The sequence below is a fragment of the Tenacibaculum profundicola genome, from assembly GCF_057220795.1.
The window spans coordinates 191,479-204,020 of the sequence record NZ_CM170137.1 but is presented as its reverse complement, the minus strand read 5'-3'; the positions used below and the strand labels follow the sequence as shown (position 1 = coordinate 204,020).

Annotated in this window: 10 protein-coding genes; 1 reads left to right on the top strand and 9 read right to left on the bottom strand. The window is 32.5% G+C overall.

Annotated features, from left to right (window positions below):
* Positions 1–41: 41 nt before the first annotated feature.
* The gene (locus AC2TDS_RS00865; protein ID WP_484737239.1) at positions 42–695 is read left to right on the top strand and encodes a DUF937 domain-containing protein; all 654 of its coding nucleotides are present in this window, start codon (positions 42–44) and stop codon (positions 693–695) included.
* Positions 696–1,257: 562 nt separating this feature from the next.
* On the opposite strand, the gene fabG is transcribed toward AC2TDS_RS00865, so the two are convergent.
* The 9 genes from fabG to AC2TDS_RS00820 form a co-directional block, all read right to left on the bottom strand.
* Complete coding sequence (fabG, locus tag AC2TDS_RS00860; RefSeq protein WP_484737238.1) at positions 1,258–2,004, bottom strand: 3-oxoacyl-[acyl-carrier-protein] reductase; 747 nt, start codon at positions 2,002–2,004, stop codon at positions 1,258–1,260.
* Positions 2,005–2,318: 314 nt separating this feature from the next.
* Complete coding sequence (locus tag AC2TDS_RS00855) at positions 2,319–5,291, bottom strand: M16 family metallopeptidase (RefSeq protein ID WP_484737237.1); 2,973 nt, start codon at positions 5,289–5,291, stop codon at positions 2,319–2,321.
* A 110-nt stretch (positions 5,292–5,401) separates the two neighbouring features.
* Complete coding sequence (gene sucD / locus AC2TDS_RS00850; RefSeq protein WP_484737236.1) at positions 5,402–6,277, bottom strand: succinate--CoA ligase subunit alpha; 876 nt, start codon at positions 6,275–6,277, stop codon at positions 5,402–5,404.
* 73 nt (positions 6,278–6,350) lie between these two features.
* Complete coding sequence (locus AC2TDS_RS00845; RefSeq protein WP_484737235.1) at positions 6,351–7,271, bottom strand: UDP-3-O-(3-hydroxymyristoyl)glucosamine N-acyltransferase; 921 nt, start codon at positions 7,269–7,271, stop codon at positions 6,351–6,353.
* Between the two features lie 43 nt (positions 7,272–7,314).
* Positions 7,315–7,878, bottom strand: a complete 564-nt coding sequence (efp, locus tag AC2TDS_RS00840) for an elongation factor P (RefSeq protein ID WP_484737234.1) — start codon at positions 7,876–7,878, stop codon at positions 7,315–7,317.
* A gap of 10 nt (positions 7,879–7,888) precedes the next feature.
* Positions 7,889–8,674: an acyl-ACP--UDP-N-acetylglucosamine O-acyltransferase gene (gene lpxA / locus AC2TDS_RS00835; RefSeq protein WP_484737233.1), complete on the bottom strand. Its 786-nt coding sequence runs from the start codon at positions 8,672–8,674 to the stop codon at positions 7,889–7,891.
* A 2-nt stretch (positions 8,675–8,676) separates the two neighbouring features.
* The gene (locus AC2TDS_RS00830; protein ID WP_484737232.1) at positions 8,677–10,068 is read right to left on the bottom strand and encodes a bifunctional UDP-3-O-[3-hydroxymyristoyl] N-acetylglucosamine deacetylase/3-hydroxyacyl-ACP dehydratase; all 1,392 of its coding nucleotides are present in this window, start codon (positions 10,066–10,068) and stop codon (positions 8,677–8,679) included.
* A complete protein-coding gene (lpxD, locus tag AC2TDS_RS00825; protein ID WP_484737231.1) occupies positions 10,061–11,101 on the bottom strand; it encodes a UDP-3-O-(3-hydroxymyristoyl)glucosamine N-acyltransferase in 1,041 nt (346 codons plus the stop codon). The genes AC2TDS_RS00830 and lpxD overlap by 8 nt, the downstream gene beginning before the upstream one ends.
* Before the next feature lie 60 nt (positions 11,102–11,161).
* Positions 11,162–12,394 (bottom strand): HD domain-containing protein, encoded by a 1,233-nt coding sequence (locus AC2TDS_RS00820; RefSeq protein ID WP_484737230.1) that lies wholly within the window; start codon positions 12,392–12,394, stop codon positions 11,162–11,164.
* Positions 12,395–12,542: the final 148 nt, after the last annotated feature.

Genomic DNA, 12,542 nt, shown 5'->3' with positions numbered 1-12,542 from the left:
AAGTAATCAACAACATTATACGAACCTAAACAAATTAAAAAATGGCAGGAATTTTAGACTTATTAAATAGCGATCTCGGTAAAACAATTGTTTCTGGAGTTGCTGGATCAACAGGACAAGACGCTAATAAAACGGGTAGTGTTTTAACTATGGCCTTACCTGTTTTAATGAAAGCAATGCAACGTAATGCTTCTACACCAGAAGGTGCCGAAGGTTTAATGGGGGCATTATCAAATAAACATGATGGAGGTATCTTAGATAATTTAGGTGATTTATTTAAGGGAGGCGTAACGAGCGATGTTTTACAAGATGGAGGTAAAATTTTAAGTCACGTTTTAGGAAGTAAACAACAAGGAGTTGAGCAAGTTATTAGTCAAAAATCGGGTATTGATTCTGGTTCTGTTGCTAGTATTTTAAAAACTGCTGCTCCAATATTAATGGGAGTATTGGGTAAGCAATCTCGACAAAATGGAATTAACAATGCTAGCGACTTAACTGGATTGTTAGGAGGTTTATTAGGTGGTAATTCAAACCAAAAAGAACAAAGTTTCTTAGAGCAAATTTTAGATGCAGACGGAGATGGCAGCATCATTGATGACGTTGCGGGTATGGTATTAGGTGGAGGTAATCAGAAGCAATCATCTGGTGGTGGAATATTAGGTGGTCTACTCGGCGGTATATTTGGTAAGAAATAACTATTTTTTATCCAAGAAGATATTCAAGGGCTAATTGCCCTTTTTTTATGTCCAATTATTTTATAATACCATTTACCATTTGAATTTACCGTAATAAAACATCCTTTTTCCCCTTCTATTATAATATAAAAAGAAATCATAGCTACTGCTATTATTGATTTTTCTATCTTATATAAAGAAAAAAATACTCATTTTCTTTTACAGTAAATTCAAACAATAACTGGTATAATACCATTTTTGATGTTAATTTGCCGACTGTAATTGGTTATGTTAAATGTCTATCTCTAGGTAAAACACAAGCATGACTAAAAGAAAAAGGTATTAGGTAAAAAAGCATAATAAAAAAGAGCTGTTTCCTATAGGAAACAGCTCTTTTTTATTTTATTGGTCATTATTAACACGATCTTTCGCTTGAAATTACCGTATTAAAACATTCTTTTTTCTTCCCTAATTTATTAAAAAGAACCATACGTTGAATGGATTCTTGATTTTTATAATTCGTATAGAATAAAATCATCATTTTCTTTTATCCTAATTTCATATCGAAAACGATAGAACCTGCCTAAGTTAACATACCTCCATCAACTGATAATGTTTGCCCGGTAACATAAGCACTCATATCAGATGCTAAAAACACACATGCATTTGCAATATCCTGAGGTGTCCCTCCTCTTTTTAAAGGAATTTCATTTCTCCATCCTTCAACGACTTTTTCATCTAACTTTGCCGTCATTTCTGTCTCTATAAAACCAGGAGCAACAACGTTACTTCGAATATTTCTAGAGCCTAATTCTAATGCCACAGATTTTGAAAAACCTACAATACCTGCTTTTGACGCTGCATAATTGGCTTGGCCTGCATTTCCTTTTAAACCAACCACCGAACTCATATTAATAATAGAGCCTGCACGTTGCTTCATCATAGGGCGAATAACTGCTTTTGTTAAATTGAATACCGACTTTAAATTTACTTCTATAACTTTATCAAAGTCACTTTCAGAAATACGCATTAACAGGTTATCTTTTGTTATCCCAGCATTATTCACTAAAACATCAATCGTTCCGAATTCTTCTAAAACATTTTTAGCTAATTCTTGTGCTGCATCAAATTCAGCTGCATTTGACTGATATCCCTTTGCTTTTACACCTAAGTCAATTAATTCTTTTTCTAAAGAATTGGCTGCTTCTACCGATGAACTGTAGGTAAAAGCTACATTACATCCTTGGCTTGCAAACTCTATAGCAATACCTCTTCCAATTCCTCTGGTTGCTCCAGTTATTATGGCTGTCTTATTTTCTAAAAGTTTCATGTATTAGTTGTTTTAACTAACGCAAATATACTATAATAGTAATACCATTTACAAATTAAAATTACCGTAATAATACCCTTTCTGATGTTAATTTACCGACAATAATTATTTATGGTAAATGTCGATTTGTAGGTAAAACACAACATGACTAAAAGTAAATGATTCTATAACTATACTTAGATACGGTATAAACCACGGCCATGCTTATTTATATCGTACTTCGAAAAGTAGTAAATTCAATATATTTCTCACAAAAAACTCGTAAATTTTATAAAAATCTACGAGTCTTAAAAATTAAAAATAGTTATCCTTTTTTACTGTTTTACTTCTTTTTTATCTACATAATTAAATAATTCATCTACATCAAGTTCCGTAATTTTACCTAACTTTTGTAATGACTTAACATCTAAGTCTTTTTTATTACCAATAACCATTACATTATACGATTCTCCTTTAATATTACTATCGAAAAACTCCTTTAAGTCTTGAATTGTAAAATTCTGTATGGTGTTATACATTTCCTCACGGTTATCATTATCTATACCTAATTTCTTAAGCCCTTCATACGACCAAAAGATATTTGACTTTGTTATTCGTTGTGCCGCAATTTTTTTCAATGTAGCTTCTTTTGCTGCATTGAATTGCTTTTCAGCTTCTGGCATATTATTCATGAGGTCCATCATAGCATTTACTGCTTCATTTAATTTATTCGCTTGCGTACCCATATAAGCATAAATATAATTAGAATCCTCTTTTTTACTAGCATTACTATAGGATGCATGCGCTGAATAAGCTAAAGATTTACGTTCTCTAATTTCTTGGAAGACGATTGAAGATAAACCACTTCCAAAATAAGTATTAAACAACCTTGAAGCAGCTAAATTTTTTGGATCGAATGGTTTTCCTTTAGCTAAAAACAACATTTCTGTTTGAACCATATCGTAATCGGTAAAAAACACATTTCCTCCCGTTTCTTTTTCTTCATATTTCTTTTCCTCCGGGTATTCTTTTAAATCTCCATAAATTTTATGGTGAGTATCTAAAGCCGCAACAGCTGCATCGATATCTTTTCCATAATAGAAAATACGTTGCTTATAGTTTTTCATATCCTTTAGGATATTCACCAATTCTTCCGGGTTAATAGCTTTTAATTCATCTATTTGCATAATATCACGAAAACGCGAATCTTTACCATACATACCGTAGTTCATAAGTCCTCCCCATAGGATATTTCCTTTCTGGGTTTTACTATTTTGACGACCTTTGAAAATTTTCTCTACATACTTATCGTATGTCTCCGAATCAGCTTTAGCATTGTCCCATAAATGCTCTAATAATTCCAAGCCTTTAGGCAAGTTTTCTTTTAGTCCTTCTAGACCTACATATGTTTTGTCGTTTTGCGCAAATACGTAATAATTAACACCTAATTTGTAAAATTCTTTTTTAATTTCTTCCGCTGAGAATTTCTCAGTTCCAATGTATTCAAGATATCCTGCCGCTAAACTTAACTTCTTGTCATGGTCTTTTCCCATATCAAAAATGATATTCAAATCAAATAAGTCATTCTTTTCATTTAATACATAAGACACATCAATATCATTTGATGTTTTCGTCTTTTTAATGGCTGTCTTATAATCAATAAATTTAGGTTTTAAATCTTCTGATTTAACTTCTCTGAAAGCTTTTATAAATTCTGAACTCTTATTTCTATTTAAATTTACAGGCGATATCTCAGGATTCTCAACCTTAACAATAGATTTATCTTCACCTTTTCTTTTATACGTAATAACATAATTATCTTTATAAAACTTATTTGCGAAGTCAACTAATTCTTGTTTCGACACTTTCTTTAAATCATCTAAGAATTTTACTTTATCTGCCCAATTTTCACGATGAATAAAAGCATTGTAATAGGCACTTGCTAAAGCAGTATTATTTTCATATTGACGCGTTCGGTTTAACTTTAAGTCATTTACTACAGCCTCAATCATCCATTCATCAAATTCTCCCTTTTTCAACTTTTCGATTTGTTCTAATATCAAATCTTTAACTTCATCCAATGTTTGACCAGACTTTGGATTTCCGGTAAAAGCATGATACCCATAATCGTTTAAAAATATTGGTGAACAACTTGCCCTTTGAACTACTTGTTTTTGATTTAAGTTTAAATCTAGTAAACCCGCATTTCCATTGGCCAAGATCATATCACATAAAGTGACATATTTTTGTTCTTCAGTATTCACTCCTTTAGAACGGTAGGCTATTGAAATATTCTCGGCTGTTGGACCAAAAACTTCATTAATAATTGGCTGTGTAATAGGCTCTTCTTTAGGTAAGGTTGGATGAACTAATTCTTTTTTCTCAAACTTTCCAAAAGTTTCATTTACTTTTGTAATAGTGGTATCAAAATCTAAATCTCCCACAAGCACCACAGCCATATTATTAGGCACATAGTACTTTTCAAAATAATTATGAATATCAACCATTGAAGGATTTTTAAGATGTTCACCCGTTCCAATAGTGGTTTGCTGTCCATAAGGATGATTTGGAAATAATCCATCTAACATTGCTGCATAGCGTTTTCTAGAATCATTATCTTGACCTCTGTTGAACTCTTCAAAAACTGCTTCTAGTTCCGTATGAAATAAACGTAATACTAACGTACTAAAACGTTCAGATTCTAAATGTAACCATTTATCCAATTCATTCACTGGAATCTTATTCTTATATACTGTTTCTTCAAACCATGTATGAGCATTTGTTCCTGTTGATCCTAGAGAAGACACCATTTTATCATATTCATTGGCCACTGAATAATTTGAAGCTTCTAAAGAAACTTTATCAATTTCTTTATAAATAGCTTTTTTCTTTTCTGCATCTTTTTCAGCTCTATGTTGTTCATATAAAGTTGATATTTTATCTAAATACTCTTTTTCTTTTTCCCAATCGATTGTTCCAATTTTATGGGTTCCTTTAAACACCATATGCTCAAGGTAATGAGCTAAGCCTGTAGAATTTTTTGGATCATAATTCGAACCTGCACGAACGGCAATATAGGTTTGAATTTTTGGCTCATCAGCATTCTTACTTAAGTATACTTTTAAACCATTATCAAGTGTGTACAAACGGAGACCTGTAGGGTCGTTCGTCACAGTTTCATAAGAAAACCCGTTGACACTCTTTTTTTGTTCTGTTTTTACTATTATTTCATCAGAAGATGTAGATTGTTTACACCCAACAGCAACTATTAGTAACACACTAAATAACAACAACTTAATTGGCTTCATATTGACAGTTTTTCGATTAAAATTAAAAATCCGTTGAATTTAAACATTCAACGGATTTCTTTTTGTTAAATTGTAAAAATTTAACATTTCTTTTAGAAAATAGATAAAAATTAAGCCAAGACTTTCGCTACCATTTCACCTATTTTTGCAGGAGAATCAACTACGTGAACTCCATTTTCTGCTAATATTTTCATTTTTGCCTGAGCAGTATCATCTGCTCCACCAACAATAGCTCCAGCGTGCCCCATCGTTCTTCCTGCAGGTGCTGTTTGACCAGCGATAAAACCAACAACTGGCTTACGATTACCATCGGCTTTAATCCAACGTGCTGCTTCTGCTTCTAAATTACCGCCAATTTCACCAATCATTACAATTGCCTCCGTATCCTCGTCATTCATTAATAATTCTACTGCTTCTTTTGTTGTTGTACCAATGATTGGATCTCCTCCTATTCCGATTGCCGTAGTAATACCATACCCTTGTTTCACAACTTGGTCTGCTGCTTCATACGTTAAAGTACCTGATTTAGAAACAATACCTACTTTTCCTTTTTTGAATATAAAACCAGGCATGATTCCTACTTTTGCTTCATCAGGAGTAATCACTCCAGGACAATTTGGTCCAACTAACGTACAATTTTCCTTAGCGTCAATATATGCCTTTACTTTTACCATATCAGCTGTAGGAATTCCTTCAGTAATACAAATTATTACTTTTATCCCAGCCTCAGCTGATTCCATAATAGCGTCAGCAGCAAATGCTGGTGGTACAAAAATAATAGACGTATCTGCCCCTGCCTTTTGAACAGCTTCATTTACTGTATTATAAACCGGTTTACCTAAATGCTCTTGACCTCCTTTTCCAGGTGTTACACCCCCAACAACGTTGGTTCCATAATCAATCATTTGTCCAGCATGAAAAGTTCCTTCACTACCTGTAAATCCTTGTACAATAATTTTTGAATCCTTATTTACTAAAACACTCATTGGTTTGTTTTTTAATTTTTTAAAAGTCAGACAAAAATAATCTTTTAATTGAGTTTTCGCAATTAATTTTATGTTACTTTTTATCTTTATTTGTTGCGTTTTTTAAATAGACAACTTCACGTAAAGTTTGCCTGTATTCTCTTTGTGGTGTACCATAATAGGTTCCTCGCTTTAACGACCTTGACACCCCCGTTTGAGCCATAATAACGGTTCCTTTTTCTATTGTTAAACCGCTAGCCATACCTACTTGTCCCCAAATGGTCACTTCATCTTCAATCACGTTGCATCCAGCAATTCCAGTTTGAGCCGCTATTAAGCATTTTTTACCTATTGTAGTATCATGACCTATATGAACCTGATTATCTATTTTAGTTCCATCTCCTATAATGGTATCACATGTTACACCTCTATCTATAGTGCAAGATGCTCCCAAATCAACATTATCTTTTATGATTACTCTACCTCCTGAAATTAATCTATCAAATCCTTCTGGTCTGCTTTTATAATAAAAGGCATCACTACCTAATACGGTATTAGAATGGATAATTACATTATCTCCAATTACACAATCATTATTTATTACGACGTTTGCATGTAATAAGCAATTTTTGCCAATACGTACGTTTTCACCAATAACTACATTCGGTTGAATTATTGTTCCCTCTCCGACAATAGCAGATGCTGCTATACTTACCTTGCTTGCTATAAAGGGATTGAAATATTTCGTTAGTTTATTAAAATCTCTGAAAGGATCATCTGAAATTAACAAAGTTTTACCTTCAGGACAGTCTACTTTTTTATTGATTAAAACAGTTGTAGCTTTTGATTTTAGTGCTTTATCATAATACTTTGGATGATCAACAAAAACAATATCACCTTCTTCTACAACATGTATTTCATTCATACCTGTTACTGGAAAATTTTTACGACCAACAAAATCCACATTTAACAATATGGCAATTTCTTCAAGTGTTTGAGACTTTTTAAACTTCATAGAAAATAAAATTCCCGCATAAATGCGGGAATCAGAGTTTTTATTACTTAATACGCTCAGTATAAGCAGACTTTTCTGTATCTATTTTAATTTTATCTCCTTCATTTATAAATAAAGGAACATTAATTCGTGCTCCTGTTTCAACAGTAGCTGGTTTCGTTGCATTGGTAGCTGTATTACCTTTTACTCCGGGCTCCGTATGTTTAATTTCTAGTATAACATGAGAAGGCATTTCTACTGATAAAGGTGAAGAGTCTTCGGTATTTATTAATATAGTTACCACTTCTCCTTCCTTCATTAAGTCAGCTGCATCCAAAACTGTTTTTTGTAAGGTTATCTGGTTATAATCATCAGTATTCATAAAGTGATAGTCATCACCTTCTGAATATAAAAACTGAAATTTATGTGTTTCTACACGAATATCTTCAATCTTATGTCCAGCTGAAAATGTGTTATCGATTACTTTTCCTGTTGTAACACTTCTCAATTTTGTTCTTACAAACGCAGGTCCTTTTCCTGGTTTCACATGCAAAAATTCAATAATTTTAAAAATGTCGTGATTGTACTTAATGCACAATCCTTTTTTTATATCTGATGTTGTGGCCATTTGTATAAATTTAACTTGCTTTAAAATATCCTTTCATTATTCCTCTATGAGAATCTTTTACAAATTGTAAAATTTCATCTCTTTCAGGTGTTGCTTCCATTTCCGCTTCAATAATTTCAACAGCTTGTGTATTATTGTAGTTTTTTTGGTATAAAATTCTATAAATATTTTGAACTTCCCTAATTTTTTCAGTGGTAAAACCTCTTCTTCGTAAACCTACTGAATTGATTCCAACATATGACAACGGTTCTCTAGCCGCTTTTACAAATGGTGGTACATCTTTACGTACTAATGATCCTCCAGTAACAAAGGCATGTTTTCCAACAGAAGCAAATTGATGTACAGCTACCATTCCTGCCAATACAACATCATCACCCACTGTTACATGACCCGCTAAAGTTGTATTATTTGAAAAGATACAGTTATTTCCAACAATACAATCGTGTGCGATATGGCTATATGCCATAATTAAACAATTATCACCCACCACGGTTTTTGCTCTATCTGTTGTTCCTCTGTTTATCGTAACACATTCTCTTATAGTTACATTATTTCCTATTATAACGGTTGTTTCTTCATCATTAAATTTCAAATCTTGCGGTATTGCAGACACCACAGATCCAGGAAAAATACGACAATTTTCACCTATACGAGCACCTTCCATTATAGTAACGTTGGAACCTATCCATGTTCCAGAACCAATTTCTACATTAGCATGTATGGTTGAAAAAGGTTCAATTACTACGTTTCTGGCTATCTTTGCCTGCGGATGAACGTATGCTAAAGGTTGATTCATAATTATTTAACTTTTGATATTTTTGCCATTAATTCTGCTTCACAAACTAATCTTCCGTTTGCATAAGCATAAGCTTGCATATGACAAATACCTCTTCGTATTGGTGTTATCAGCTCTGCTTTAAATAATAAAGTATCTCCTGGCAATACTTTTTGTTTAAACTTAACATTATCCATTTTCATGAAATACGTTAAGTAATTTTTAGGATCAGGCACTGTACTTAATACTAAAATCCCACCACATTGTGCCATTGCTTCAACTTGAAGAACTCCTGGCATTACTGGAGCTCCAGGGAAATGTCCAACGAAAAAATCTTCGTTCATCGTAACATTTTTCATCCCTACCACGTGCCTATCACTGAGTTCTATAACTCGATCCACCAATAAAAAAGGTGGTCTATGTGGTAAAATATCCATTATTTTATGAATATCCATTAGTGGTTCTTGATTCAAATCATAAACAGGAACATTATTTCTCTTTTCTTGTTTTATAATTTTAGCTAATTTCTTTGCAAACAATGAATTCACCAAATGCCCTGGTTTGTTTGCAATAACTTTACCACGTATTCTTGTTCCTACAAGTGCTAAATCGCCAATCACATCAAGTAACTTATGACGTGCCGCCTCATTGGCCCAATGTAATGTTAAATTATCTAAGATACCATTTGGCTTAATCGCTATATTATCTTTTTTAAAGGCTTTCTTTAATTTAAGCATTGTTTCTTCTGATAACTCCTTATCAACATAAACAATAGCGTTGTTTAGATCTCCACCTTTAATCAAGTCATTTTCCAGTAACATTTCAATCTCATGCAAAAAACTAAATGTCCTAGCTGCTGAAATTTCATTTTTGAAATCAGACATTGTATTCAATGTAGCATTTTGGGTACCTAATATTTTAGTTCCAAAATCTACCATTGTGGTGACTTGATATTCTTCTGCTGGCATTAACATTATTTCACTACCCGTAGCTTCATCTTTATAAGAAATAATTTCTTTCACCACATACTCATGCACATGCGCTTCTTGTTCAGTAATACCTGCTGATTCCAACGCTTCTACAAAATACTTAGATGAGCCATCCATTATAGGAGGTTCTGAAGAATCTATTTCTATGATCAAGTTATCAATATCTAAACCAACAGCTGCCGCTAGTACATGTTCTGATGTTTGAATTTGAACTCCATTCTTTTCAAGATTAGTACCTCTTTGAGTGGTTGTAACATACTCAGCTTTTGCTTCTATTGTTGGTTTCCCTTCCAAATCAACACGTACGAATGAAAAACCGTTATTTATAGGCGCCGGTTTAAAAGTCATTCTTACGTCATTACCAGTATGCAATCCAACACCTGATAATGTTACTTCTTTTTTTATTGTTGTTTGTTTTTTACTCATTTTTCTCTTTTTGAGTATTCAACTCTTTTTCAATTTTATGAATTCTGGTTGTTATATTCGGTAAATTTTTAAAATGTACGTATGATTTATTGTAATCTGAATAATTAAATGCGGGTGTTCCTTGTACCTTATCTCCATCCTTTAAGCTCCTTCCAATACCCGATTGGGCTTGAATCTTTACATGGTTTCCTATGACAATGTGCCCAACAATTCCAACTTGTCCTCCGATCATACAGTATTCCCCAATTTTTGTAGAACCTGCTACTCCTGTTTGTGAGGCTATAACTGTATGCTTTCCTATTTCAACATTATGAGCTATTTGAATTTGATTGTCTAATTTGACTCCCTCTCGTATAATTGTTGAACCCAAAGTAGCTCTATCAATAGTTGAATTCGATCCAATGTCTACATTAGCTTCAATAACTACATTTCCTATTTGAGGAACAGCCTTATATTCTCCTTTTTCATTAGGTGTAAAACCAAACCCATCTGAGCCTATAACACATCCAGAATGAATTTTACAATTATCCCCTATTTGTGTTTCTGAATAGACCTTTACCCCTGCAAATAGAATACAATTGTCTCCAATTGTAACATTGTCTCCTATATAGGAATTAGGATAAATTTTCACATTATTTCCTATTTTTACATTTTCTCCAATATAGGTATACGATCCAATATACTCATTATCTCCGATGGTTGCAGAAGCTCCAATATAGTGAGGTACTTCTCTACCTACCTTATTGTTTTTTACCTCATTATAAAATTCTAATAGTTTAGAAAATGATTTGTAAGCATCTTCAACTTTTATCAACGTGGTATCCACCTCCTTATCCAAACTAAAGCTTTTGTTAACAATGGTTATTGTAGCCTTAGTCGTATACAAGTATGCGTTATATTTAGGGTTAGATAAAAAGGTTAGTGAACCTATCTCCCCTTCTTCTATTTTAGATAATTTTGACACCTCAGCCTCAGGATTTCCTACAATTTCTCCTTCTAGGATTTCGGCTATTTGTTTTGCTTTAAATTTCATTACTGGCAAAAGTAATTATTTTTGTTCAATTACCTCTTTTAATACTCAGAGGATTTCTTTTTAACCTAATATTTTAGGATAACATACATAATATTTTACCACTGGTTGGGTTAATGCTTGGACATTTAATTGGTCTGATGCCTTAGCAATATCAATTGATTCCCCTTTTTTAGTATAAATTAAAATTGGTTCATCCGAATTGTAAGCTTGGTTCTTAATTTTATTCGAAAAAACAAAATACTCTAGTTCTTCTTTCTTAAGATTTAATTCTTTGCGAACTTTTTTTACGATCGTTTCCAAATAACTTTTAGTAAACGGTGTATCTTGCAACTCTATTTTTAATAAGCTTCTATTAATAATCATTTGAGCTAGGCTCGATAAAACATGATCTTCATGATTTATCCATTCTTTAACCGCCAATAAAACATCATAATCATCCAACCTTGAAAAAGTCTTCAACGTATTCTCCGTAAAATTCTCAGGAGAAATGGTATTGTATAAAAAGTACTTTAATGCTTTACTTCCTTCTAGTTGAACTCCCTTAGAAGCTAATTCTTTCGCCCTTTTTAATATATTTACCAATATACTTTCTGCTACCAACCCTGTTTTATGTAGATATACCTGCCAATACATTAAACGTCTTGCTATGATAAATTTTTCAACAGAATATATCCCTTTTTGTTCAATTACCAATTTATCATCAACAACATTCATCATTGTTATCAACCTATCTGAAGAAATATTCCCCTCTGCGACTCCTGTATAAAAGCTATCACGTTTCAAATAGTCCAATCTATCAATATCTAATTGACTAGATATCAATTGACATAAAAACTTCCGATAGTATTTCCCTTCAAACACCTGAATAGCTAAACTTAATTTACCCTCAAATTCTTCATTCAGAGCTTTCATAAATTTTAATGATATTTCTTCATGAGTGATGCCACTTACAATACTGTGTTCTAAAGCATGAGAAAAAGCTCCATGACCAATGTCGTGCAATAATATAGCAATACATAGAGCGTTTGCTTCATCTTCAGAAATAAGAACATTCTTTGAACGCAATATCCGAATTGCTTTTTGCATTAAGTGCAAACAACCTAAGGCATGGTGAAATCGGGTATGGTTGGCTCCTGGATATACCAAGTTAGACATCCCCATTTGAGAAACTCTTCTTAATCTCTGAAAATAAGGATGTTCTATTATATCAAAAATTAAAGTGCTTGGAATTGAAATAAATCCATAAATTGGATCATTCAATATTTTTAATTTATTTGTTTGCTGTTTATTCAAAATAGATAAGTGATTCAATTTTAAGCAAAAGAATTATAATTTATTTACAAAACCAAATAACCTGTAGTTTTATTAACGTATTTTTAGCTTTTTCAAATACAACAAAACTAGTAATTAACGTTAGTCTTAACAAACACTATAAAATTAT

Bases quoted from the DNA above. Each gene is read 5' to 3' on its own strand.
- lpxA (WP_484737233.1), bottom strand. From the start codon at position 8,674: ATGAATCAACCTTTAGCATACGTTCATCCGCAGGCAAAGATAGCCAGA.
- fabG (WP_484737238.1), bottom strand. From the start codon at position 2,004: ATGAAACTTTTAGAAAATAAGACAGCCATAATAACTGGAGCAACCAGA.
- AC2TDS_RS00845 (WP_484737235.1), bottom strand. From the start codon at position 7,271: ATGAAGTTTAAAAAGTCTCAAACACTTGAAGAAATTGCCATATTGTTA.
- AC2TDS_RS00830 (WP_484737232.1), bottom strand. From the start codon at position 10,068: ATGAGTAAAAAACAAACAACAATAAAAAAAGAAGTAACATTATCAGGT.
- lpxD (WP_484737231.1), bottom strand. From the start codon at position 11,101: ATGAAATTTAAAGCAAAACAAATAGCCGAAATCCTAGAAGGAGAAATT.
- sucD (WP_484737236.1), bottom strand. From the start codon at position 6,277: ATGAGTGTTTTAGTAAATAAGGATTCAAAAATTATTGTACAAGGATTT.
- efp (WP_484737234.1), bottom strand. From the start codon at position 7,878: ATGGCCACAACATCAGATATAAAAAAAGGATTGTGCATTAAGTACAAT.
- AC2TDS_RS00865 (WP_484737239.1), top strand. From the start codon at position 42: ATGGCAGGAATTTTAGACTTATTAAATAGCGATCTCGGTAAAACAATT.
- AC2TDS_RS00855 (WP_484737237.1), bottom strand. From the start codon at position 5,291: ATGAAGCCAATTAAGTTGTTGTTATTTAGTGTGTTACTAATAGTTGCT.